Here is a 23,866-nt window from a genome sequence, read left to right on the forward strand (position 1 = left end):
ACTATTGACAGCATGACAAAACGACCACAGTCAGCCCGGCTGCGCCGCGTCCCTGGAATTGATGGACTCCGCGGTCTCGCAGTAATAGCTGTGGTCTTGTACCATTTTTTCAAACCAGTATTCCATGGTGGTTTCCTCGGCGTAGATGTTTTCTTCGTCCTTTCTGGTTTCCTGATCACGTCACTACTTATCCGTGAGCAAGCCAGCACTGGCCGAGTCTCACTGAAATATTTTTGGGTGAGACGTGTCCGCCGCATTCTCCCTGCCGCATTTACCGTCATGGCTGTGGTAGCTGCCCTTACACTGTTCACCAAAGGTGATTCACGTGTCGGGCTAGGCTGGCAAATGCTGAGTATCCTCACGTTCTCTAATAACTGGGTACAAATTGCGCAGTCTCACAGTTACTTCGCGGATAGTGCTCCGCAGGTATTCTCCCACTACTGGTCGTTGGCGGTAGAAGAACAGTTCTATGTCATTTGGCCGCTTCTTTTTGTCGCACTGTGTGCGCTAGGCCTGCGACGTAAACACTGTTTGGTAGTAACGGGCTTCCTGGGGATTGTTTCTGCTGTTCTTATGGGAGTATTAGTCCATCCTGGTCTTGATCCCACACGCGTCTACTACGGTACGGATACTCACGCATTCGGCCTGCTTTTGGGCGCCTTTATGGCTTTCTGGATGTCGTCCCAAAATGCTTCACAACTTGCCGATTCATGGCCGAAGTATCAAACCTTTGCCAGATTCCCCCGCCTCATAAGTTTTAATTCTGTTATTGCTCTACTAGGCCTTTGTGTACTTTTTGTCGTTCTCCCCGATACCGGAATTTGGACATACCGCGGCGGAATTGTTCTAGCATCCCTTCTTAGTGGTGTTGTCCTCTACGCTATTGTGCAAGAAATTGGCCCCGCGAACTGGATCTTTAAAAGCCGTGTTCTGCGCTGGCTAGGTGAACGCTCTTTCAGCCTTTACCTTTGGCACTGGCCGCTTATTGTCATGATCTCGGAACCTTTCCGAATGCATGGGCAAAAGCATTCCCTCATCGCTGGGTTTATTGCACTAGCCATTACTGTGCCACTGTCTGCACTCTGGTACCGGTACATTGAGACTCCGTTCCGCCGTAAGGGAGTAGGAGAAACATTCCGTACTCTTTTCTCTCCGCTGGCACATCCTCGGGATGCCAAAGCGTTATTCTCTCGACGGCTCACTGATACAGCCATCATTCTTGCCGTTCTTGTTATGGCGGTAACGTCTGGTGCTACCGCACCGCATAAGACGCGGATTCAGCAGAATCTGGAAGCTATGCGTGTCCAAGGTACGCAGTCGAAGCCGCGGCCAGTACAGCAACGTCAGCATTTACAGCATCGTTCTTTCCCCCGCGGGGACGAGATTACGGCACTGGGAGATTCCGTTATGCTGGCCAGTCTCCATGGGCTCCAGCACGCTTTCCCCGGCATCTACGTTAACGCCGATATTTCCCGCGCATGGCCGTGGGCTCCAGGCTATATTGCCCAGATGAAACGAAACAATACTTTGGGTCATTTCGTTGTACTGGGACTAGGTACTAATGGTCTTGCAACCCCCGGAGAGATTGACCAGATTATTGATGAAATTGGCCCTGACCACATTGTTATTTTGGTAAGTCCTTATGGTGATCGCCCGTGGATGGAAGAATCTCGACAGCAAATCTATGCTGCTGTTCGGGCTCACAAGAATACTTATCTGGCGCGCTGGTATGAGGCTGTAGCAGCTAATCCAACAATTGTGCAGGAGGATGGCATACACCCCGGTGAAGCAGGCGGGAAACTCTACGCTCGGGAAGTCCGCAATGCACTAGAACGCTGGGCACATTACAAGTCCCGTCTATAAAAGGCGAAAGGCTTGCCCTCTAGACAGAGCGCTGCTAGACAGAGCACCCCTAGACAGAGCGCTGAAGGGTACGAGAGTAATAAACTACCGAGCCGGAATGAGATTAGTCTCGGAAGTAAGAGAGAAAACGCAGAATCTCGGTGTAGAGCCAGACAAGAGTGACGGTAAGTCCTAGTGCAATACCCCAGGCGTAGCTGGCTGGCATACCGGAGCGCACTGCTTGATCAGCTGAATCAAAATCACTGAGGAAAGAAGACGCTGCCAGAGCAATACAAATAAGCGAGAAGATTATGGCGACAGGGCCATGGTAAAGACCAAAGTAATCGGGGGTTTTCAGAATAAGGCTAATAAGCTGATTAACAATAATCACAGCGAGGATACCGAACATAGTTCCCGTGAGAATACGGGTGAACTTAGGGGTAACTCGGACAGCCCCAATACGGTACACCACTAGCATCCCAATAAAGACGCCAATTGTTCCGGCTATGGCTCCGAAAATAATACCCATAGCGGGCTGACCGCCCACTTTATACCCGGCGACTATCTGTGAGAAGGCGCCTAACCACATGCCTTCAAAAATAGCATACAGGATGGTGACGGGTGCGGACTGCATTTTTCTACCGAGGGTAGAGATAAGCACCAAAATAAAAGAGGCGACGATGCCGATAAAGGTGAGCGCTGCACTCGCCATTTGGCTCTGTAAGGATATGACAAAACTGATGATGGAGGTAACGACAAGAACGCCTAGTGTAATTCCGGTTTTGGTGACAACATCATCAATGGTGATGGCACGCTCGTATGTTGTCGGCATCTGGCCGGGAACCGAATACTGTTGTTGAAACGGTGCCTGTCCATACTGCGGAGGATAATACGCCTGCTGATTATTTGCTGCAGTATTCTGTTCTCCCCGCTTTACTGCTTCCAACACAGGGTTATTACTGCGTAGGGCCATCGTGTGGATCCTTTCCGGCAATTGCGCGCTGCAATGAGCCCGATTTATCTATCCTATATAACGCTTAATCGTCTTATATAGTTCCTCCCCACTACACAACAGTGAAGTAAATGGTCACTTCTATAGTTCTCTACGAAGGACTACTAAAGAGAAAACGGCACTGTTACACGTGCTTCTGTACTCCCTGGTGTATTAAAAATGACGTATCCAATGACGTATCAAGGGAAGAGAAGCCACGTCACCGCGGGTAAAAGTGCCCCCAGTGGGATTCGAACCCACACTGTGCCGGTTTTAAGCCGGGTGCCTCTGCCGATTGGGCTATGGGGGCAATACTCAGTTGTATGTACGGTTTTACGCACGACGATGAAGTAGACCGTACACCAAACCATCGAGAATGTCGCGTTCGCTAACGACAACCTCAGTAACACCACATACTGAATTCAGTTGTGATGCAAGCTCCTGCACTACAATAGCACCTCCACCGATAACATCCGCACGGCCTGGATGCATGGGGCCAAAATCCATGCGTTGTTCCGGCGTCATCCGAATGAGGTCATCGGTAATGCGCTGCAATTGTGCAAGAGAAAGACAAGAATGATGAATCCTTGCTGCATCATACTTATCTAAGTGTAAAGCCAGAGCCGCAATAGTCGTAAAAGTACCTGCTAAACCAACCCACGTGTGCACAGTATCAACCGCAAGACGGTTAAAAGCTATGTCTAGTTGTTCCCGCACGCATTGACGTGCCGCCGTAATTTCTTCCTCCGTGGGTGGCTGTGAATGCAGATAACGTTCCGTCAGTCTCACACATCCAATGTTGAGTGAGATCGCGTCATCGACATGCGGAAGACCAGAAGAAATATTCTGGGAAGAGGTACCCTGCTCAGTCTCACTCCCTCCTAGTGCGAGCTCTGTTGAACCGCCTCCTAAATCGACAACGAGGAAAGGACCACTACTGCTATGGAGATCTGCAACGGCACCTCCGAAGGAAAGCTGTGCTTCTTCTTCCCCAGAGATAACTTCTGCCTGGCTACCAGGAATAACACGGCTGAGTTCCCGCTGTGTCATAGCGAAGAAATCGTCCCTATTATCAGCATCACGGCTGGCAGAGGTTGCCACCATGCGAACGCATTCAACATTGTGCGTAAGCATAATATCGACGTACTTGGAAAGTGCTTGACGAGTCCGTTCAATAGCGTCTGCATCGAAAACACCATTTTTATCGACGCCCTCCCCCAACCGCACAATTTCCATGCGCCGAGCGACCTCATGAACACACCCATCCTTGTCCTGCTCAACAAGCAGTAGGCGAATAGCGTTCGTGCCACAATCAACGGCCGCAACAGAAGTCATAAGAAGTCCTTCCTACCAGGTGAAATGCCTAACCTAATTCACACCCATATCTGTAAGCGCATCTGTAATCCCCAAATCTGCAAGAGTGGGCCAATCTTTGGGAATAGCTGTACCACGCAGTCCACCCTCATCGGCAGCTCGCGCTACCGCTTCATCGCCAAGAAGGACTACCCCCGGCCCCTCAGAGAGAGCATAGGCCATAAGCACATGTATGCATTTCACACGATCCGGCATACCCCCACCGGAAAAATTTGTCCCCAAATCCTCCATACTATTTCGCTTATCCAAGTAGTGCTGGTGCGCCGCCTGATAATTAGCCTGCAGCTGAGGATCAGTATGGAGGCGCTCAGTCATGTCCTTCATAAGATGGGACGCTTCCATGCGGGAAGCCTGTGCCACTAGACGTGGTTCCGTCAAATAGTAGAGAGTGGGAAACGGGGTACCGTCTGGGAGACGAGGTACAGTCATCACTACAGCGGGTTCCCCATCGGGCGTGCGATAAGAAATAGCAACAACGCCTCGCGGAGTGCGACCCAATTGTTCAGCTACACGGTGCAAATCTGCTTCGCTTGGCAGTTGGGAATGAGTGCTCACTAATACGCCTTACTATAAAAGTTCTACTAATTGTTTTACTGAATGTTCTACTGCGAGTTTTTGTCAACAGGCTCGGGTACAGAGATGCTTCGCCACAGATCGTGATACCACGGACCCGTACCATTGAGGCTAAGGGGAGAAACATCCTCAACACGTTGTTGTGCGTTATCTTTCTCTTTCTTTCCAGGAAGAATAACGCGGAAACCAGTCTCTCCACGCGGTACTAAAAGAAGCCGTTGACGTGCCTGCTCTTCAATAGTTTTCGGGTCATTCTGTACAGCTAGTTGATCTTCTTTACGTTTTATTTCTTTTTCCAGTTGTGCATTCTCTGCCTGCAACGACGCTTTTTCCGTACGCTGCTGGAAATATGTTCGTACCGGAGTAACCAGAGAAACTGCCAGCACTACTATCACAATGCCAACAAGAAGAATGCGGGCTGGTCCCATCCGCGACTCCTGCCACTGTTGCAGGAAACTGCTGTGGCGGTTATCTGGTTCAGTGGACGATCGGGTACGCCAATGGCGGGTGGCAGACTCTGACTCTTTATAGGACTCTTTATAGGATGTGTGCGCCATCGGTCCTCCCTTCACCAGTCCGTAGGCTAGCTATTCAGTTGGCCATTAGCCGGTACTGTCGATAGAGCCAGTAGCCGGGGTCAATAGCCGGTACTCCTTCGTATGAACATTGTCCTATCTACATAGTACGCGGGCACCACCCAGGAATAGGTGATGCCCGCGTAAGATTATGCGTTCCTTCTGTTCTGCATTAGCTAGTGGCAGAACAGTCCGTTACACGATAATTAGGCGTTGAAACGGGGGAAGGCGGCAGCGCCAGCGTACTTGGCGGAGGCACCGAGGCGCTCTTCGATACGGAGGAGCTGGTTGTACTTGGCAACGCGCTCGGAACGAGCAGGAGCACCAGTCTTGATCTGTCCACAGGACAGAGCAACAGCGAGATCAGCAATGGTGGTGTCCTCGGTCTCACCGGAACGGTGGGACATCATGCAAGCGTACTTGGCGCAGTGAGCCATCTGTACAGCGTCGATGGTCTCGGTGAGGGAACCAATCTGGTTGACCTTCACGAGGAGTGCGTTAGCAACGTTCTTCTCAATGCCCTGGGCGAGGCGAGCTGGATTGGTGACGAAGAGGTCGTCGCCGACGAACTGGACCTTGTCGCCGAGTTCAGCGGTGAGCTCTGCCCAGTTATCCCAGTCGTTCTCATCCAGCGGATCCTCGATGGAGACGATCGGGTAGTTAGCGATGAGGTCTTCGTAAACCTTGGTCATCTCGGCAGCGGTGTGGACGCCACGCTCGAAGTGGTAGCCGTCATCCTCGCAGAATTCGGAGGAAGCAACGTCCATAGCAAGGGCAATGTCCTTACCAGCTTTGAAGCCAGCCTTCTCGATGGCGGCAACGATGAGGTCAAGAGCGTCCTTGGTGGAAGCGCAGTCAGGGGCGAAGCCGCCCTCGTCGCCGAGGCCGGTGGAAAGGCCCTTAGCCTTAATGGTGGACTTCAAGGAGTGGTACACCTCAGCACCCCACTGGAGGGATTCTTTGAAGGTGGAGGCACCGATCGGGGCAATCATGAATTCCTGAACGTCAACACCGGTGTCGGCGTGTGCGCCACCGTTGAGGATGTTCATCATTGGGACGGGGAGGAGGTTAGCGGTGGGGCCACCAATGTACTGGAAAAGTTCCAGATCGGCGGACTGGGCAGCAGCCTTGGCAGCGGCCAGGGACACACCGAGGATGGCGTTGGCGCCAACGCGACCCTTGTTAGGAGTGCCATCAACCTCAATCATGGCAGCGTCGATAGCACGCTGGTCAGCAGCATCCAGGGAGAGGACGGCCGGAGCCAGCTCAGAGTTCACAGCGTCGCAGGCCTTCTGGACACCAGCGCCGTTGTAACGGTCACCACCGTCACGGAGCTCTACAGCTTCGTGCTCACCAGTGGAGGCACCGGAAGGAACACCGGCGCGACCGAAAGCACCGTCTTCAAGAACAACTTCAGCTTCAACAGTGGGGTTACCACGGGAGTCGAGAATCTCGCGAGCAATTACTTCAACAATAGCCGCCATTACGGAGGCCCTCCTTTTGTTATGTCTTGATCAACCCGCTGGACTTCTGTGAAAATTTTTCTACGAAAATTCTTCTACACGTGCGGGTATCAGTATCCATTCTCTCACGAATGAACAATTATTACGCTACCCGGAAAACAAGTAATGAGAGAAAAACTACAACATTCTGTGATCTATCTCATTCAATATCTCAAACGGGCTGTTCACTAGAGCTTGCGCATCAGATAATTCCATCGTAAACCCCGCCCTTGCCCATAAGCAGAAGCGGCCCTATACACTGCACGAACATACTTCATAGAGCAGTTGTAACTAAGAATTGCCTGCTGCCACTGCTCGGGAACAGCCAGATCACGATCGTTATGACATAAATAACGCCCCGCGGTAACAGCAGCATCATCAATATTGTCGGGGTTAGCCACGCCGTCACCGTTAGCATCTACCCCAAAATGACGCCATGTTTCCGGAATGAACTGGAAGGGACCCATCGCCACGTCATACTGGCTATTCCCATCTAAGACACCTTTATCTGTGTCGCGAATGCGTTGCGTATCATGCTTCCCATCCAACTGCACCCCCCGAATTTTGTGCGACGTTGTGCCATCAGCACGCACCTGTGCGCCGCCATACGTACCATGCTGGCTTTCAATAAAGGCCAACCCTGCCAACGTTGTCCACTGCAGATGACATTCTGGCATAGTCTGTTTCAACGTTTGTTCAGCATTGCCGTAGGCTCGCAAAGCACGTGCAGAAAACCCAAGTCGAGGAGCCCATTCATGCGACCACTCTTCTAACTGGTCAGATGTTTGTCCAGCTTCATTAATCGCAACATACGGAGCAGGCGCACTCTCCCCCGGTACTTTTGTGTCCAAGTACTTCGTACTGTCCCAGTCCTGGTACACCCAAGCAGCTACACCCAACCCTGCTGCGAAAACAAGAACAAGCAAGACTACGAAGAGCCGACGCACAACTTTCACGTAAAAACTTTCACACTAATTTGTAGAATAAGCATCAATTTGCGCACACCCATCATGCACTGGCTGTACTGACTGCACTAGCCATGCAGACTCTTTCCTAGGGTAACTAATGTCATGAGCCGCATCTACTTACCGCGCAATCGCTGCAAAAACTCCAGAGAAACCTTCCTCACTTTTTCCTCCGCAGAACCTCGACCATCCTTATCAACATCGGTAATTTTGCGAAGTAACAAAGGAATATCCGTTTCACTAACCCCTGCCCGGCGCGCCCGCTTAACAACTTGTGAAGCAAGCGAAAGAGCCGGCTGTGACCGCACAATGCCCACAAACGGAGAACGATTTTCACGCTTTTTCGATGCTTGCCAGAGAGCGTCCTGTTCTGCTGCTGTTGCCGGAAACTGGCCCCCGTTAAAAGCGTACGGCATTCTCCTTTTCAGCTTATCCAGCAGAGAGTTCGCCACATCGTCATAGGTGAAATGGGCATCTCCAGTAGCACTCTCCCCCACTGCAGAGTGGAAGAGTACTTCTAAAAACACGTCGCCTAATTCGGAAACAATGTCTGCTGTGCCAGAATCAGAATCGCGAATGGCGTCCACTAATTCATAGGTTTCTTCCAACAAATAGGGCACTAAGCTCTGGTGTGTCTGCTCGCTTTCCCAGGGACCGTGGCTGCGCACATGCGTCATTACGTGAGCCGCTTCTACCATACTCATACCTGCCGGTAATTCCGCCTTCCGCCAATCCCATTCCGCTGCCTCAGAATCGCACTGTGGATATGCGGCGTCCCAGTCTGCTTTCCCCAAACTGGTAAAAATATAGCGAGTGTTTTCGGGAAGGTGCGGCGCCTCGCTGGGGGTCCACTCTGAATCTGTACGCCGGAGTTCTCCCCAGGCGGTAAGTGTGGGGTAATACTCGGCGATTTCAGCAGAAACAAGACATGCCTCGCCAGCTTGTACGGCAGGTACCATATCTGCTGTCAGTAACCCTGGGAATCTTTCATCGAGCTGCCAGACGGTAATGACATTAGCCATGGGAACGCTTCCTTCGGCGAGACCTGGATGTAGAACGTGACGACGCGGTATCTACCGATGGTACCGACTCTTCTGCATTGTCCTCTACAGATTTTTCTGTAGAAGAGGTGTGCTCGGAGCTTCCGTCAGTATTGTCAGAAGACTCTTCTGGCCGCGGCGGTTCAAGAGAAATACGAGGAATTCCTTTCACTCCGGTAATAAGGTCCGCAACCCACTGGAGAAGATCATCATCGCGGATCCTCTCCCCCGCCAGGTTTTTCCCTCCTACACGAGGTAGCGGCACGGCAACCTGCTGTACTGTAGCGCGGTAGCGGGCCTGCGGATAGAGACGTCGCAACCGTACTTGTTGAGAATCCAGTAACGCCAGTGGCGAAATACGTAGGGTTGATCCGGTGAGCCCAATGTCTGTAATGCCGTGTTGTTGTGCTAGTTGACGAAGCAACGCAACCGAGAAGAGCCGCTGTGTAACGTCCGGTATTGCCCCATAACGGTCTTCTAATTCGGCTGTTACTGCGGCCAGATGAGCACGGTCACCAGCTTGTGCAATCTTTCGGTAAGCCTCTAAACGGAGTCGTTCTCCCTCAATGTAGCTGGCAGGAATATGGGCATCGACTGGCAGTTCTACCCGCACCTCACGGGATACGGGTTGTTCTACTGCCTTGCCATCTGCGGCGGCACGGAAAGCATCCACGGCTTCACCAACAAGCCGCACGTAGAGGTCGAATCCCACCCCGGCAATATGCCCAGATTGTTCCGCCCCCAATACATTTCCGGCGCCGCGTAGTTCCAGATCTTTCATAGCAACGGCCATGCCGGCGCCTAGATCATTATTATGTGCAATTGTTTTCAAGCGGTCATAGGCCACCGTGGTAAGTGGTTTTCCGGCCGGGTAGAGGAAGTAGGCGTAGCCACGTTCGCGTGAACGCCCCACACGGCCACGCAGCTGGTGCATCTGTGAGAGACCGAGGCGGTCGGCATGGTCCACAATGAGCGTATTGGCGTTAGAAATATCGAGTCCTGTTTCCACAATGGTGGTGCACACCAACACATCCCATTCATGGTTCCAGAATCCGTCTACTGTCTGCTCCAGTAATTGCTCCGACATTTGTCCGTGCGCAACGGCAATGCGTGCTTCTGGAACTAACTCTCCTAATTGTGTTGCAACAGCATCAATATCGGATACTTTATTGTGAACGAAGAAAACTTGCCCGTCACGCAAGAGTTCACGGCGGATAGCAGCCGCCACCTGTTTAGGATCGTAGGCGCCCACATAGGTGAGAATAGGTTGACGGTCCTCGGGAGGGGTAAGAATCGTCGACATCTCGCGAATGCCCGCCAAACTCATTTCTAGAGTGCGCGGGATAGGGGTGGCGGAGAGGGTGAGAACATCCACGTGGGTACGTAGGGCTTTGATATGTTCCTTGTGCTCCACCCCAAAACGCTGCTCCTCGTCAACAATGACAAGTCCCAGATTTTTCCACTGCACGCCTGGTTGTAGAAGGCGGTGCGTACCGATAACAATGTCCACAGTACCGTCTCGTAAACCCTCCAGAATTTCCTGTGATTCCGCTGGAGAAGTAAAGCGGGACAACCCCTTCACCGTCACGGGAAAACCGGCCATGCGTTCACTAAAGGTCTCTAAATGTTGTTGCGCCAAAAGTGTGGTGGGTACCAGCACTACAACCTGGGTACCATCCTGTACGGCTTTGAAGGCCGCCCGCATAGCTACTTCAGTTTTTCCGTAGCCAACATCCCCCACCACCACACGGTCCATGGGGGTGGGTTTTTCCATGTCATTTTTTACATCGTCAATGGCATGCAGCTGGTCTTCCGTCTCCACATAGGGGAAGGCGTCTTCCATCTCTTGCTGCCAAGGTGTATCGGGGGCGAATGCATGTCCGGGGGCAGCCTGCCGGGCTGCATAGAGTTGCACTAGTTCACCAGCGATTTCTCGGACGGCTTTACGGGCTTTGCGCTTCGTATTTTTCCAATCCGAGCCACCCATTTTGCTCAGTGCTGGTTGTTCCCCACCCACATAGCGGCTGAGCTGGTCGAGTTGCTCCATGGGAACATAGAGACGGTCGCCGCCCTGTCCACGTTTTGAGGGGGCATATTCGATAACGAGGTACTCGCGGCGGCTGGTCCCCTCCCCTGTTTTAATGGTGCGTTCCGTCATTTCCACAAAACGACCAATGCCATGTTGATCGTGTACCACCAGGTCGCCGGCTTTGAGTGCCAGCGGGTCAACAGCGTTACGACGTTTCGCCACGCGGGAACGTCTACTGCTGACCGTGCCGACGCGGGAACCGGTGAGATCAGGTTCCGAAAGAATGAGGAGTTCTGGAAGCTCCACCCCATTACGACAGTTACCTGCCAGGAAATTCACTTTCCCTACGGCAGGCTGGTAGCCCGGCGCGAGTTGGTGGAGAACAATGTCTCGTTCACGTAGCTGCTGGTGAAGACGCCGATAGGTGGAGGCGGGACCAATGAGAAAGACGGGTTTTTCTGTTCCATCTGTTGTGTGGAGCCGATGGTGTAGTCCCTCAACAAGGTCATTGATGGCAGTGAGGTCACCGCGTGGTGCGGGTGCGGCAGTCCAGGATAGTTCGTGGAGGGGGGAGCCTTGCGGTGCGTCCACGTTGAGCATGCCGGGCGGGTTGAGGACCCACCAGCGTCCGTCGTTATCCAGAGTGTCCTCGTGGACTTCTCGCAGTGTGCGGTAGGCGCCTTGTCCGAGATTGAGAAGGTCAATGGGGGCTTCTCCGCCGTCAGCGGCGTTTTCCCAGGACGCATCGAGGAATTCTGCGCAGGTGCGAGTGAGGTCGGCGGTGCGGGTACGAATTTTTTCTTGGTCACAGACGACGGTAATGGCTCCTGCGGGCAGGAAGCTGGGGAGGAGCTGGAGGTCATCTGGGACGAGTGCGGGAATGAAGGCTTCGCGGCCGGTTACTGGTATGCCGTGGGAGAGTTTGTCGAGCATGTCAGCGATGGCTGTGTAGCCAGCGAGGTCCTGGGAGAGTTTCGCGGCGCGATGCTCCATGTCTTCTGTCATAAGAAGCTCCGAGCATGGGTACATGGCAACCCAGGTGAGGTCAGCGTCGGGGATAGTGCGCTGGTCTGCAACGGCGAAGGTGCGGATGTCAGAGATTTCGTCGCCCCAGAATTCGATGCGCACGGGGTGTTCGGCGGTGGCCGGGAAGATATCGACAATGCCGCCGCGGACAGCGAAATCCCCGCGCCGTGCGACTAGGTCGACGCGTTCGTAGGAGAGGCCGGTCAGAATTGTGGGAAGCTCTGCGAAATCGATTTCTTGGTCAACGTGCAGAATGAAGGGTTCTGTGTGAGCGAGGGAACCTTGCAGGGGTTGGATGAGGGAGCGAGCTGCCGCCACAACAACACGCAATGGGGTGATGGGGCAGTTTTTGTTGGGGTGGTCGGCAAGTTGTAGCCGGTGGAGGACTTCCAGCCGTCGCCCTACGGTGTCAATGGAGGGTGAGAGTCGTTCGTGTGGAAGGGTTTCCCAGCTTGGGAAGTAGGCGACGCCATCGCCTAGGTAGGTAGCGAGTTCGGCGGTGAGTTCTTCGCCTTCGTGACCTGTTGCCGTCACTACAAGGAGGGGTGTGGTTGTTGCGAGACCTGCAAGAATGAGGGGTCGGGCGGCATCAATACTATTGATGGTGAGGTTGCGTTCCGCGCGGGAGGCATCGTTCAGTACTTCTTGGAGGGCAGGATTGTGGAGTGCTAATTCGAGGGGTACACGCCCTAGTGGGGTGTCGTGAGGTGCATCGTGGACGGCGGGAACAGAAGAGTTGGTCACGCTTCTAGCGTAAACTAGAAACATGCGTGGCATCATTTTGGCGGGCGGTACGGGGTCGCGCCTGTTCCCTATGACGATGGCTGTCAGTAAACAATTACTCCCGGTTTATGACAAGCCGATGATCTACTATCCTCTTTCTACCCTAATGTTGGCGGGTATTGAGGATATTCTTATCATTACGACCCCAGTGGATCGCCCCCAGTTTGAGCGTTTGCTGAGTGACGGTAGCCACCTGGGTCTGCGTTTGCAGTATCTTTCGCAGGAGAAGCCGGAGGGGCTTGCCCAGGCGTTCGTATTGGGTGCGGATTTCATTGGCGACGACCATGTGGCGCTTATCTTGGGCGATAACATTTTTTATGGCCCCCGTTTGGGAACTCAGCTGCGCCGGTTTGCGCAGGTTGATGGTGGTGCTGTTTTCGCCTATCAGGTGCGGGAGCCGCAGGCGTATGGTGTGGTTGATTTCGATGCTACGGGCAGGGCGCTATCTATTGAGGAAAAGCCTGCTCACCCACGTTCATCTTTTGCTATTCCTGGCCTGTATTTTTATGACAATTCCGTTATTGAGGTAGCTCGACACCTACAGAAGTCTGCACGCGGCGAGTATGAGATTACGGATGTCAATCGCCACTATTTGGAGGCTGGGAAGCTGCATGTGGAGGTACTGCCGCGCGGTACCTGTTGGATGGATACCGGCACTGTGGATGATCTGATGAGTGCTGGCGACTATGTGCGTGCGGTAGAGCAACGGCAGGGGCAAAAAATTGGGGCTCCGGAGGAAGTTGCCTGGCGGTTGGGGCGTATTGACGATGCGCAATTGCGGGCGCTGGCGTCTGCACAAACCTCCTCTGGCTATGGCGATTACTTGCTAGCCCTGGTCGATGGGGTACACTAAGGAAGCTTCGAAGGCTGATCTTTGAGGCTCGTCGCACACTGTCCTACAGGTAGTACTGTCCCACAGATAGCACTGTCTCACAGGTTAGTGCCGCGATTTTTCCACAATCTCCCGTGGTGTAATAGGCAACACAGCTGGTTTTGGTCCAGCCGTTCTAGGTTCGAGTCCTGGCGGGAGAGCATAACAATAACAGAAAATAATAACGGTGCCCTGCCTGTCTGAGTACAGGCGGGGCACAAACGTATTACATAGTCAACTGTAGGATCCGTACAGTCTAGATATAGATATCTAGATGTAGATAGCGGGATCGATATATTCGGCCGGGTCCACTAAAAGCTCAGTCTGGTTGGCTTGTCGATGCAGCACCTCAGCTGGGATCCCAATAAGAATTGAGTCCGGGGGTGCATCGTGCACCACAACAGCATTGGCACCGATAGCGCAATCGTCACCAATAACGACGGGCCCTAGCACCTTGGCACCGCAGCCTACCTGTACACGGTTACCAATAGTGGGATGGCGTTTCCTTTTGTCCAGTGAGCGTCCACCGAGTGTCACCCCGTGGTACAGCATGACGTCGTCACCTATTTCGGTTGTTTCGCCAATAACAACACCCATACCGTGGTCAATGAAGAAACGCCGGCCAATAGTGGCCCCAGGGTGAATTTCAATGCCGGTAATAGAGCGAGTTATTTGGGACCCCACACGGGCGAGGGGGCGTAGTACGGGGATCTGCCACATAGCGTGAAAAACGCGGTAGGCCCAGATAGCGTGCAAACCGGAGTACACCAGTGCATTTTCTAAGTCGCCTCGTGAAGCGGGGTCATGCGTACGCGCATTCTGTAGGTCTTCACGAATAAGGGCGAGAATATTCACTGGGGTTCCTCACATACAGTCAGAGAAGTTCCGCGCAATAGGGGCGGAACTTCTCTGATCCTATCGTTTTAGATGTAGCGAGAAAAAGATATCTCGTTAATTTCGAATATCGTCGAAGAGAATGGTGGATACGTAGCGCTCACCAAAATCGGGAATAATAACGACGATATTCTTCCCCTTGTTCTCGGGACGAGCCGCAAGCTGTAGTGCAGCATAAAGCGCAGCACCAGCAGAGATACCACCAAGGATGCCTTCCTCCCGTCCGGCCTTACGAGCGGTTGCGACAGCATCATCGTCAGTGACGTCAATAACTTCGTCATATATATCGCGATCCAAAACGTCGGGAACGAAATTGGCTCCCAGGCCCTGGATCTTGTGCGGTCCGGCGTGTCCTTCGGAAAGGAGTGGTGAGGTTGCGGGCTCTACTAGTACTACCTGTACATCCGGGTTAGCTTCCTTAAGGGCCTGCCCTACTCCGGTAAGGGTGCCGCCGGTGCCCACACCTGCTACAAAAATATCCACCTTGCCATCAGTATCGCGGAGAATCTCCTGCGCGGTGGTTTTACGGTGGATATCGGGGTTGGCGGGGTTGGCGAACTGGCTGGCGAGAATGGAGTTAGGGGTGGACTCAACAATTTCCTTTGCACGATCCACTGCCCCCTGCATGCCTGCGGATCCTGGCGTAAGTTCAATCTCCGCACCGAAGGCCTTCAGCATAACCTGTCGTTCTTTCGACATTGTTTCCGGCATTGTCAAAATAACGTGGTAGCCGCGGGCAGCACCCACCATTGCTAGTGCAATACCGGTATTGCCGGATGTTCCCTCAACAATAGTTCCGCCGGGCTTTAGATCTCCGGATTTCTCGGCTGCATCAATAATGGCGCGGCCAATGCGATCTTTTACGGAATTAGCGGGGTTGAAGTACTCAAGTTTTGCGAGAACAGTAGCTCCCGTATTTTTTGTAAGTCGGTTCAGTCGGACGAGTGGAGTGTTACCGATAGTCTCAGTGACGTCATTGTAAATAGCCATGAGGAAGTCCCCTTTTCTTAGAACTTGTTAATGGTCCAACGGACGAACCGTCGGTTCTGATATTTCCATAGTGCTCACTAGTATGCGAGGATGCCGAGTTTCGTTCACTATGACGCAAAGCACGTAAGATGGAATTAATCAGCTTCTCGAGCGCAGAGGGATTTATGTCTAAAACTGCTGCATCGCCTATTACCGTCATCATTCTCGCGGCCGGATTAGGGACGCGAATGAAGTCCTCCACCCCGAAAATGCTCCATAGTTTATGTGGGCGCACAATGCTAGAACATGCTCTTCATGCTGCCGCCGGGGTATCGCCTGACAACATTGTGGTAGTGACGGGTCACCAGCGTGAGCGCGTGCAGCAGGCAGTGCGCCACAGTGTCGGGGACCTTGGATGTCCTGTCCTTACCGCCGTCCAAGAGGAACAAAACGGTACGGGTCATGCCGTCATGTGTGGTCTTTCGGTGCTCCCGGAGGACTTCACCGGCACAATTCTTGTGACTACGTCAGACGTTCCCCTGCTGGATTCTGCCACTCTGCATGATTTGGTAAACGTCCACGACCAGCATCCGCGTCCGGCCGTAACAGTCCTCACCGCCACCGTGCCCAACCCCACTGGCTACGGACGTATCGTCCGCAATGCGAGTGGTGAAGTACTGTCCATCGTTGAAGAAGCAGACGCTAACGAGGACGAAAAAGCTATTACCGAGGTGAACTCGGGTGTTTATGCGTTCGATGCTGCCCAACTGCACCGCTCGCTTGAGCTTCTCGATACCAATAATGAGCAAGGCGAACTTTACCTCACTGACGTTGTGTCTATTGCCCGGCAAGCAGATCGTCCCGTGCGAGCGCACCATCTTGATGATGCCTTCACCGTTGCCGGTGTGAACAACCGCGTACAGTTGGCGGACGTTTCCGCCGAAATGAATCGCCGTATCCTTGTTCATTGGATGCTGGAGGGCGTCACCATTATTGATCCTGCTACTACATGGATTGATGTGGATGTGGAACTGGCACACGACGTTACTATCCTGCCCGGCTGCCAGCTGCATGGCCACACCACGGTGGGTGAAGGATCCACACTTGGCCCCGATTGTTCCCTTACCAATGTGACAATTGGCTGTAACGCTAGTGTTGTGCGCGCTCATGGATCCGATTCTGTTATTGGTGACGGTGCCACAGTAGGTCCCTGGGCGTATCTACGCCCAGGTACACACTTGGGAACTGACTCCAAGATGGGAACATTCACCGAGATGAAGAACGCCACTATTGGCGAAGGCACGAAAGTTCCGCATCTTACCTACGTGGGTGACGCAACCGTTGGCGACTACTCCAACATTGGGGCGTCTAGCGTGTTCGTCAACTATGACGGAGTCAACAAGCACCACACCACAATTGGTTCTCACGTACGCATGGGGTCCGACACCATGTACGTTGCCCCAGTTACTGTGGGGGACGGCGTATATTCCGGGGCGGGAACTGTTATTCGCCACGATGTCCCGGCGGGTGCCCTTACTTATAGCGATGCCCCGCAGCGGATTGTCAACGATTGGGTGCTTCACCATCGTCCGGGTACTGCCGCCGCGGAAGCTGCAGCAAAAGCACAGGAAGATGCTCAGAAAGACACTCAAAAAAATACTAGTGCCGTTGGCAATGACACGAAGGCCGACCAGGATACCGCAAAAAAGTAATATCTTTCACGCTTTCCCCCGTCCTGAAAATTTATCGGGAATGCCTTTTATCCACTAACGTTGAAACTACCCACCACTACCACAAACGAGGATAACGATTCCCTTTGTCCAGTAAACGCAGCACTCAGGAAAAGAACCTCATTCTTATCTCCGGTCGCGCACATCCGGAACTTGCCGAAGAAGTAGCCCAGGAGTTGGGTGTCACTCTCACAAAGACAACTATGCGCAACTTCGCCAACGGAGAGATCTTCGTTCGTTATGAAGAATCTGTGCGTGGCACCGACGCATTCGTCATCCAGAGTTTCCCTGCTCCGCTGAACGAGTGGCTCGTTGAGCTTCTCATCATGATTGACGCGTTGAAGCGTGGCTCTGCCCACCACATCACCGCCATTCTCCCCTTCTACCCCTATGCCCGTCAGGACAAGAAGCACATGGGTCGCGAGCCTATCTCTGCTCGTCTCATTGCGGATCTTCTGAAGGCTGCCGGTGCCGACAGAATCGTCTCCGTGGATCTACACACGGACCAGATTCAGGGATTCTTCGATGGCCCAGTTGACCACATGCATGCCATGGGGCAGTTGGCACAGTACGTCAAAGACAAGTACGGCACCAAGAACATTGTCGTTGTCTCCCCCGATGCCGGTCGTGTGAAGGCCGCGGAAAAGTGGGCTAACATCCTCGATGGTGCTCCCCTGGCCTTCGTCCACAAGACCCGCGACCCCCGCGTCGCGAACCAGATTGTGGCACACCGTGTTATCGGTGATGTGAAGGGCCGTACCTGCGTTCTTATTGACGACATGATTGACACTGGCGGCACTATTGCCGGCGCAGTAAAGGTTCTGAAGGAAGCTGGCGCTGGCGATGTTGTTATCGCCTGCACGCATGGCGTGTTCTCCGATCCTGCTGCTGAGCGTCTCGCTAACTGCGGAGCGAAAGAAGTTATTGCCACCAATACGCTGCCTATTCCGGAAGAGCATTGCTTCGAAAACCTCACAGTCCTGTCCATGGCTCCCCTCCTAGCTGCCACCATTAATGAAATCTTCGATAATGGTTCTGTAACTGCACTGTTTGAAGGTGCCTAGGATAGGGTTCGCAACTCTCTGATACAGATGAATGGGGCTGCTACCAGACGGTAACGTCGGTAGCAGCCCCATTCACGCAATAAGTGGCTTATTTTCCGCTCAGTAGAGCTATATAAGAGGCAGTCAGTAATATCATTCCGAAAACAATAACAGCGATGAATGCTCCAGCTGCAATATCCGCTGATCGTCCTTGGTTAAGAGGATGATCGCGCAGAATGAGGACGGCGGCAACAATACCTAAAATAAGTGCCACAAGCATGACGATAATGCCAACAACACTCATATTTACACCCCTCCTTTAATATCGCCGGTAGCAAAAAAGAGGATAGTTGTGAGAAGTAGCCATACGGCCAGCGCAATTATGCAGGCGATAGTAACATCTCCAGCTTTTCGGTGCCCCGCCCATACCCATATCACGCCGAGTGTGATACCGATAATGGCGAAAACAACCACAAGGGTAATCGTCCATCCCAGTGCCATGCTCTTCTACTTTCTTTTGGAGAGATACCTTAAATAGTACCGAAAATGGTACTGGCTAAGTTGGGAGGATGCGCGCTCGTCAGCTAAACTTATCTCGTTATCTCGGCGAGGGCTAAAGATAAGCCGTTATCGACGCGATAGTGTGGGGTTCTTTACTTCCGCGGTCGTGTTGGGTGCCTTGCCGCGATGGAAAACTTTCTATGCAGCGCTTTTAGCGCGCAACGTTTCGCACGAATTTACCTGAATCTATAAGGAGCTATACCCATGGCACTGAGAACTCTTGCCGCACCCACTCGTACTGAATTTGGTAAAGGTGCTGCCCGCCGTACCCGTCGCGCTGGTAACATTCCCGCCGTTGTTTACGGACACGGTGCCGACCCTATCCACATTGCCATTAACAATCTTGGTTTCCTCGCCATTGTTCGCGAAGAAGGTATTAACGCCGTTATCTCCCTTGATATTGACGGCGAAGAAACCACTGCCCTGGTAAAGTCCATTGCCCAGAATCCACTTACCCGCGAAATTGAGCACGTTGACTTCCTCATCGTTAAGAAGGGCGAAAAGGTTGAGGTTGAGGTGCCGCTGGTTGTCGAAGGCAACGTTGCTTCTGGCGCTATCTTCCTCATTGAGCTCGACGTTCTTAAGGTCAATGCAGACGCCCTCAGCATTCCGGAAGACATCACCATTTCAGTAGAAGGCATGGAAGCTGGCAGCACCATTACTGCCGGCGATGTGAAACTGCCAGAAGGCGTTGAACTCGCCGATGATCCGGAACAGCTCCTCGTCAACGTCACCTTCGAAGAGATTGAAGACACTACCCCCGATACCGGCGAAGAAGAAGCAGAAGCAGCTACTGAAGAAGCTGCTAGCGAAGCTGCCGAGTCTACCGAGGAGTAATTCTCCTTCTCCCCTCCGCATTCAGTGCTGTAAGGGTCTTGTCATAAGGGTCTCACTGGTATTACCGCCAGTGAGACCCTTGTGCTTTTCACAGCACTGCCTTACTGCACACAATGGTCTGCTTGGGAATGGCTCTATCTGGGAATAGCTCTGCCTGCCCAAACGTGCGAGAATAGAAGCATTATGAGTCCTAGTGCGCAGATCCCCGATATTAATACTGTTTCCGGCCCCATACTGATCGCCGGTTTAGGCAATCCCGGGGCACAGTACGAGCTCACCCGACACAATGTGGGGTACATGGCGCTCGACGAGCTCTGCGAACGGACCAGCCCAACCGTCACCCTCTCCCCCAATAAACGCACTAATGCACTGGTAGGGCGCGGCACGCTTAACGGCACGCCTGTTATACTTATGAAATCCCGAACATACATGAATGATTCGGGCCGTGCTATTGCTGCTACTGCACAGTTTTTTAGTGTTCCTGCCACCAACATCATTGTTCTACACGATGATCTTGATCTGGAAGAAAATACGCTGCGTCTAAAACGTGGAGGTGGCGAAGGTGGCCACAATGGTCTGAAATCCATGACACAACATCTCGGGACCAAAGACTATCTACGTGTTCGTATCGGTATTGGTCGTCCACCGGGACGCATGAACCCCGCCGACTATGTGTTAAAGCAGTTCTCGGCACGCGAATGTGAAGATCTGGGAGTCACTATCCAGGAGGCAGCTGATGCCGTCGAGCTTCTTCTCCAGGAAGGTTTAGCATCAACCCAAAATCGTGTTCACTCACGCCATTGATGGTCTGTACCCTACCTGATCTGTCCTGCTTGATCTGCTACGCCACTGCTTATCTAACAATTATCTAGCCAGCCCTCATTTTTCACTACTCTCCAAGGACAAGCCCCCGTGAATGCTCTTTCCCCCGCTGTTGAAGCACGCCGCCGTCGCACTTTCGCCATTATTTCTCACCCGGATGCCGGTAAATCAACACTGACGGAGGCACTCGCCCTACACGCGCACGTCATTAATGAGGCGGGAGCTGTCCATGGTAAAGCGGGGCGTAAAGCCACAGTCTCCGACTGGATGGAGATGGAGCAGGCACGCGGTATTTCTGTCTCCTCTACTGCCCTACAGTTCGAATACCTCCCGCAGGGATCAAAAGGTGCGGAGGGAGACGGGCAGCCCTACGTTATTAACCTTGTTGATACACCCGGCCACTCGGACTTTTCGGAAGACACGTACCGTGTTCTTACCGCCGTTGACGGCGCACTTATGCTGATCGATGCGGCAAAAGGTTTGGAGCCGCAGACCCTGAAACTTTTCCGCGTCTGTAAGTCCCGCAACATTCCCATTATTACTGTCGTGAATAAGTGGGATCGTCCTGGTAAAAGCCCCCTTGAACTGCTTGACGAGATAGCGGAAGAAATTGATCTCACCCCCACCCCTATTTTTTGGCCAGTGGGTATTGCTGGGGATTTTCATGGTCTTGCCCGACTTGATGCCGACGGTATGCCCACGGAATATATTGAGTTCACGCGTACCGCAGGCGGCTCAACTATTGCCCCTGAGGAGCATTTCACGCCGGAGGAAGCAGTACAACAGCAGGGCGATAACTGGACAACCGCGGCAGAGGAATCGACACTGTTGGCGGAGATGGGGCAGGTTCACGATGAGGAACTTTTCCTAGCGGGCGCAACCTCCCCCGTTATTTTCGCCTCCGCTAAGCTCAATTTCGGCGTTCACCAGATTCTTGACAGTATCGTTAACCTGGCGCCGCATCCGGCAGGACGTGAAGACGTTAATGATGTCTTTCACGATCTTGACGATGACTTCTCTGCTGTTATCTTCAAAGTACAGGCCGGCATGGATTCTGCTCACCGTGACCGGCTGGCCTTCATGCGGGTTGTGAGCGGCGAATTTGAGCGCGGCATGGTAGTAACCCACGCCCAGACGCAGAAACCTTTCACCACAAAGTATGCGCTGACAGTATTCGGGCGCGATCGTGAGACTGTAGAGACGGCCTACCCCGGCGACGTCGTGGGCCTTGTTAACGCCTTAGGCCTAGCCCCCGGCGATACTCTCTACAAAGGGAAGAAGGCCCAGTACCCGCCTATTCCTGCTTTCGCACCGGAGCACTTCGCTACGCTACGTGCCGCCTCCCTGTCCAAGTACAAGCAGTTCCGTAAGGCAGTTGATGAGCTGGGTGCGGAAGGTGCTGTACAGATTCTGACCAATGATTTGCGTGGTGAGTCCAACCCGGTGATGGCTGCGGTGGGTGTGCTGCAGTTTGAGGTTGTCCAGGCACGTATGCGGGCAGAGTACAACGTGGAGACTGTCATCGAGAATATTCCTTACACGGTGGCCCGGAAGACTGATGCGGAGTCTGCAGATGAGCTGGGGCGCCAGCGCGGTGTGGAGATCTTTACCCGCCAAGATGGTGAGCTTATTGCTCTTATTAGCGATAAGTGGCGTCTCAACTATCTGCAGAAAGAACTTCCCGATTTAACACTCGATACTCTCATCGCTGATTAAGCACCACCAGCTAATCGGCGTGCTAACCAATACGCATAAGTAATGGGCTGTTGCTTCCTTTTCTCGGAGGCGACAGCCCATTACTGTAAGTTATGCGGATATACGCTATATAGGTACCCGAATAAGGTGTTAGTGAATACCCACCATCTTCTTATCGATCCAGCGGCGTAGCAGGAAGAATACCAAGCTCAGAACCATCGTCACAATTCCCAGAATAAGGAAGTATGTTCCTGTGGAACTGGGGTTATCGACATCCGTCAACTGGGCTAATGAACCAGACGCTGCGGATCCAATAGCGACTGATAGGAAGAAGAGCGCCACCATTTGGCTGTGGAACGCCTTGGGAGCTAACCGTGTCGCCAGGGAATTACCTACTGGGGAAAGGAAAAGCTCACCGATTGTCGCAACAAAGAGGAGGAGCGCGACAGATCCGATGGGAGCTTTATCCATGCGGGCAAAGGGAACAAACACCAGGAAGGATAGCCCGCAGAAGAAGACACCCCATGCGAATTTAGTGGAGCTGTGCGGCTGACGGGTACCGAGCTTCTGCCACAAGGCCGCCATAATAGGTGCGAAAATAATGATGAAAATGGGGTTGATGGACTGCACCACACTTGGCGGCAGTTGGTGCCCAAAGCAGGACAGGTTGAGACGCCGGTCCGCGAACGCTGGCAGAATCGTAAACTGCTGCTGGTAGAGGGACCAGAAAAGAGCGGACGCGATAAACAGCGGAATGAATGCGATAACGCGGGAACGCTCCACCTCAGTGATCTTCTTACTTGTCAATATGACAATGAAGAGACCCACTGCGCAGATGACGGTTAGCACAGTAACCACAGTGGAGAGGTTGTCGAGATTCACCCATCCTATTGCGAATACGCCCCAAATGATGAGGATACCGGCAACAAGACCGATTAGAGACAACCATTTCTGTTTACGCGGTAGCGGGTTGGGAACTTCCCGTCCGGCATTTCCAATAGTGCTCTTCGCTAACAGAAGATACTGCATAAGGCCAATAAACATACCGATAGCGGCAAGTGCGAATGCCCAGTGGAATCCGCCGGCGCGCTGCACAATACCGGTAAGAATAGGTCCAATGAAGGCACCGATATTAATACCCATGTAATACACGGAGAAACCGGCATCTTGGCGAATATCGTTTTCATCGTATAGATCGCCGAGGACGGTCAACGATGCAGCTTTCAATGTTCCAGCACCGAAAGCAATGAATATGAGGCCGACGACAACACCTGTCAGACCGTGTAAAACAGCCAATGAGAGGTGGCCCAACATAATGATGAAGCCTGCACCCACAAGGCTGCGGGCGGCACCAAACCACCGGTCTGATATCCAGGATCCAATAATAGATGCTAGATAAACTAAGCCGCCGTATGCGCCCACAATGGAGTAGGCAATTTCTTTGGAGTAGCCAAGGCCACCGGACGTCACCGAGTAATAGATGTAGAAGGTGAGGATGGCTTGCATGCCGTAGAAGCTGAAGCGCTCCCACATTTCTACTCCGAAGAGATTAGCTAATCCCATTGGGTGGCCGAAAAAGGTACGTGGCTTGCGCTTTTTACGAGATGCCATGGCATCAGCGGTACCAGCAGCGCCAGTGGGGTTAGGTGTAGAGGCAGCGACGGAATCCGTGGCTACTTCCGGAGTAATTACTGAGCAGGCTGTAGAACCTGCTGTAGGAGGGTTGGGATCATCGGACATGTGG

General features: G+C 52.9%; 20 protein-coding genes and 2 tRNA genes. 8 read left to right on the forward strand and 14 right to left on the reverse strand.

Translation table 11 applies throughout. The features are described 5' to 3' along the window. Positions 1 to 12: 12 nt before the first annotated feature. A complete protein-coding gene (locus QZV76_RS01920; RefSeq protein ID WP_290595540.1) occupies positions 13 to 1,863 on the forward strand; it encodes an acyltransferase family protein in 1,851 nt (616 codons plus the stop codon). Between the two features lie 103 nt (positions 1,864 to 1,966). On the opposite strand, the gene QZV76_RS01925 is transcribed toward QZV76_RS01920, so the two are convergent. The 9 genes from QZV76_RS01925 to mfd all read right to left on the reverse strand — a co-directional run bounded on the left by QZV76_RS01925 (position 1,967) and on the right by mfd (position 12,556). Then, positions 1,967 to 2,815: a Bax inhibitor-1/YccA family protein gene (locus QZV76_RS01925; protein WP_290595541.1), complete on the reverse strand. Its 849-nt coding sequence runs from the start codon at positions 2,813 to 2,815 to the stop codon at positions 1,967 to 1,969. Positions 2,816 to 3,069: 254 nt separating this feature from the next. Beyond that, positions 3,070 to 3,143, reverse strand: a tRNA-Leu gene (locus QZV76_RS01930). A 23-nt stretch (positions 3,144 to 3,166) separates the two neighbouring features. After that, complete coding sequence (locus QZV76_RS01935; protein WP_290595542.1) at positions 3,167 to 4,168, reverse strand: Ppx/GppA phosphatase family protein; 1,002 nt, start codon at positions 4,166 to 4,168, stop codon at positions 3,167 to 3,169. 33 nt (positions 4,169 to 4,201) lie between these two features. After that, positions 4,202 to 4,762, reverse strand: coding sequence for a DUF501 domain-containing protein (locus QZV76_RS01940; RefSeq protein WP_290595543.1), 561 nt, complete (start codon positions 4,760 to 4,762; stop codon positions 4,202 to 4,204). 47 nt (positions 4,763 to 4,809) lie between these two features. After that, positions 4,810 to 5,337, reverse strand: coding sequence for a septum formation initiator family protein (locus QZV76_RS01945; protein WP_290595544.1), 528 nt, complete (start codon positions 5,335 to 5,337; stop codon positions 4,810 to 4,812). Between the two features lie 224 nt (positions 5,338 to 5,561). After that, the gene (gene eno, locus QZV76_RS01950) at positions 5,562 to 6,839 is read right to left on the reverse strand and encodes a phosphopyruvate hydratase (protein ID WP_290595545.1); all 1,278 of its coding nucleotides are present in this window, start codon (positions 6,837 to 6,839) and stop codon (positions 5,562 to 5,564) included. A 206-nt stretch (positions 6,840 to 7,045) separates the two neighbouring features. Then, on the reverse strand, positions 7,046 to 7,804 hold the full coding sequence (locus tag QZV76_RS01955) for a lytic murein transglycosylase (RefSeq protein ID WP_290595546.1): 759 nt from the start codon (positions 7,802 to 7,804) through the stop codon (positions 7,046 to 7,048). A gap of 134 nt (positions 7,805 to 7,938) precedes the next feature. Continuing rightward, complete coding sequence (locus QZV76_RS01960; protein ID WP_290595547.1) at positions 7,939 to 8,844, reverse strand: MazG nucleotide pyrophosphohydrolase domain-containing protein; 906 nt, start codon at positions 8,842 to 8,844, stop codon at positions 7,939 to 7,941. Beyond that, positions 8,837 to 12,556 carry a transcription-repair coupling factor gene (gene mfd, locus QZV76_RS01965; protein WP_290595675.1) on the reverse strand — a complete coding sequence of 1,240 codons (3,720 nt, stop codon included), beginning with the start codon at positions 12,554 to 12,556 and terminating at the stop codon, positions 8,837 to 8,839. The genes QZV76_RS01960 and mfd overlap by 8 nt, the downstream gene beginning before the upstream one ends. Before the next feature lie 127 nt (positions 12,557 to 12,683). On the opposite strand from mfd, the gene rfbA reads away from it, so the two are divergent. Together rfbA and QZV76_RS01975 are read left to right on the forward strand one after the other, a co-directional pair. Further along, complete coding sequence (gene rfbA, locus QZV76_RS01970) at positions 12,684 to 13,553, forward strand: glucose-1-phosphate thymidylyltransferase RfbA (RefSeq protein ID WP_290595548.1); 870 nt, start codon at positions 12,684 to 12,686, stop codon at positions 13,551 to 13,553. 107 nt (positions 13,554 to 13,660) lie between these two features. Beyond that, positions 13,661 to 13,732 (forward strand) — tRNA-Gln (locus tag QZV76_RS01975). A gap of 109 nt (positions 13,733 to 13,841) precedes the next feature. Here QZV76_RS01975 and epsC read toward each other — a convergent pair. Then, entirely contained in the window at positions 13,842 to 14,426 is a 585-nt protein-coding gene (epsC, locus tag QZV76_RS01980) for a serine O-acetyltransferase EpsC (RefSeq protein ID WP_290595549.1), read from the reverse strand. A 96-nt stretch (positions 14,427 to 14,522) separates the two neighbouring features. Next, on the reverse strand, positions 14,523 to 15,455 hold the full coding sequence (gene cysK / locus QZV76_RS01985) for a cysteine synthase A (RefSeq protein WP_290595550.1): 933 nt from the start codon (positions 15,453 to 15,455) through the stop codon (positions 14,523 to 14,525). 164 nt (positions 15,456 to 15,619) lie between these two features. Between cysK and glmU the strand changes: the two genes are divergently transcribed. Then, positions 15,620 to 17,146 (forward strand): bifunctional UDP-N-acetylglucosamine diphosphorylase/glucosamine-1-phosphate N-acetyltransferase GlmU, encoded by a 1,527-nt coding sequence (gene glmU, locus QZV76_RS01990; RefSeq protein ID WP_290595551.1) that lies wholly within the window; start codon positions 15,620 to 15,622, stop codon positions 17,144 to 17,146. Between the two features lie 104 nt (positions 17,147 to 17,250). After that, the gene (locus QZV76_RS01995) at positions 17,251 to 18,228 is read left to right on the forward strand and encodes a ribose-phosphate diphosphokinase (RefSeq protein WP_290595552.1); all 978 of its coding nucleotides are present in this window, start codon (positions 17,251 to 17,253) and stop codon (positions 18,226 to 18,228) included. Positions 18,229 to 18,316: 88 nt separating this feature from the next. Here the strand turns inward: QZV76_RS01995 and QZV76_RS02000 are convergent, their stop codons facing one another. Continuing rightward, complete coding sequence (locus tag QZV76_RS02000) at positions 18,317 to 18,511, reverse strand: hypothetical protein (protein ID WP_290595553.1); 195 nt, start codon at positions 18,509 to 18,511, stop codon at positions 18,317 to 18,319. A 2-nt stretch (positions 18,512 to 18,513) separates the two neighbouring features. After that, the gene (locus QZV76_RS02005) at positions 18,514 to 18,708 is read right to left on the reverse strand and encodes a hypothetical protein (RefSeq protein WP_290595554.1); all 195 of its coding nucleotides are present in this window, start codon (positions 18,706 to 18,708) and stop codon (positions 18,514 to 18,516) included. A 264-nt stretch (positions 18,709 to 18,972) separates the two neighbouring features. Between QZV76_RS02005 and QZV76_RS02010 the strand changes: the two genes are divergently transcribed. The 3 genes from QZV76_RS02010 to QZV76_RS02020 all read left to right on the forward strand — a co-directional run bounded on the left by QZV76_RS02010 (position 18,973) and on the right by QZV76_RS02020 (position 22,143). Continuing rightward, positions 18,973 to 19,605 (forward strand): 50S ribosomal protein L25/general stress protein Ctc, encoded by a 633-nt coding sequence (locus QZV76_RS02010; protein ID WP_290595555.1) that lies wholly within the window; start codon positions 18,973 to 18,975, stop codon positions 19,603 to 19,605. Positions 19,606 to 19,788: 183 nt separating this feature from the next. Beyond that, positions 19,789 to 20,409 (forward strand): aminoacyl-tRNA hydrolase, encoded by a 621-nt coding sequence (gene pth / locus QZV76_RS02015; RefSeq protein WP_290595556.1) that lies wholly within the window; start codon positions 19,789 to 19,791, stop codon positions 20,407 to 20,409. Between the two features lie 108 nt (positions 20,410 to 20,517). Beyond that, entirely contained in the window at positions 20,518 to 22,143 is a 1,626-nt protein-coding gene (locus QZV76_RS02020) for a peptide chain release factor 3 (protein WP_290595557.1), read from the forward strand. A gap of 129 nt (positions 22,144 to 22,272) precedes the next feature. Here QZV76_RS02020 and QZV76_RS02025 read toward each other — a convergent pair whose 3' ends face one another. Further along, positions 22,273 to 23,862, reverse strand: coding sequence for an oligopeptide:H+ symporter (locus QZV76_RS02025; RefSeq protein WP_290595558.1), 1,590 nt, complete (start codon positions 23,860 to 23,862; stop codon positions 22,273 to 22,275). Positions 23,863 to 23,866: the final 4 nt, after the last annotated feature.

It is taken from the genome of Lawsonella sp. (assembly GCF_011525565.1).
GTDB classification, from domain to species: domain Bacteria; phylum Actinomycetota; class Actinomycetes; order Mycobacteriales; family Mycobacteriaceae; genus Lawsonella; species Lawsonella clevelandensis_A.

What these genes read in the sequence shown, in the direction of transcription:
- QZV76_RS01920 (WP_290595540.1), top strand. Translation starts at nt 13, where the DNA reads ATGACAAAACGACCACAGTCAGCCCGGCTGCGCCGCGTCCCTGGAATT.
- QZV76_RS01925 (WP_290595541.1), bottom strand. Translation starts at nt 2,815, where the DNA reads ATGGCCCTACGCAGTAATAACCCTGTGTTGGAAGCAGTAAAGCGGGGA.
- QZV76_RS01935 (WP_290595542.1), bottom strand. Translation starts at nt 4,168, where the DNA reads ATGACTTCTGTTGCGGCCGTTGATTGTGGCACGAACGCTATTCGCCTA.
- QZV76_RS01945 (WP_290595544.1), bottom strand. Translation starts at nt 5,337, where the DNA reads ATGGCGCACACATCCTATAAAGAGTCCTATAAAGAGTCAGAGTCTGCC.
- eno (WP_290595545.1), bottom strand. Translation starts at nt 6,839, where the DNA reads ATGGCGGCTATTGTTGAAGTAATTGCTCGCGAGATTCTCGACTCCCGT.
- QZV76_RS01960 (WP_290595547.1), bottom strand. Translation starts at nt 8,844, where the DNA reads ATGGCTAATGTCATTACCGTCTGGCAGCTCGATGAAAGATTCCCAGGG.
- rfbA (WP_290595548.1), top strand. Translation starts at nt 12,684, where the DNA reads ATGCGTGGCATCATTTTGGCGGGCGGTACGGGGTCGCGCCTGTTCCCT.
- cysK (WP_290595550.1), bottom strand. Translation starts at nt 15,455, where the DNA reads ATGGCTATTTACAATGACGTCACTGAGACTATCGGTAACACTCCACTC.
- glmU (WP_290595551.1), top strand. Translation starts at nt 15,620, where the DNA reads ATGTCTAAAACTGCTGCATCGCCTATTACCGTCATCATTCTCGCGGCC.
- QZV76_RS02000 (WP_290595553.1), bottom strand. Translation starts at nt 18,511, where the DNA reads ATGAGTGTTGTTGGCATTATCGTCATGCTTGTGGCACTTATTTTAGGT.
- QZV76_RS02005 (WP_290595554.1), bottom strand. Translation starts at nt 18,708, where the DNA reads ATGGCACTGGGATGGACGATTACCCTTGTGGTTGTTTTCGCCATTATC.
- QZV76_RS02010 (WP_290595555.1), top strand. Translation starts at nt 18,973, where the DNA reads ATGGCACTGAGAACTCTTGCCGCACCCACTCGTACTGAATTTGGTAAA.
- pth (WP_290595556.1), top strand. Translation starts at nt 19,789, where the DNA reads ATGAGTCCTAGTGCGCAGATCCCCGATATTAATACTGTTTCCGGCCCC.
- QZV76_RS02025 (WP_290595558.1), bottom strand. Translation starts at nt 23,862, where the DNA reads ATGTCCGATGATCCCAACCCTCCTACAGCAGGTTCTACAGCCTGCTCA.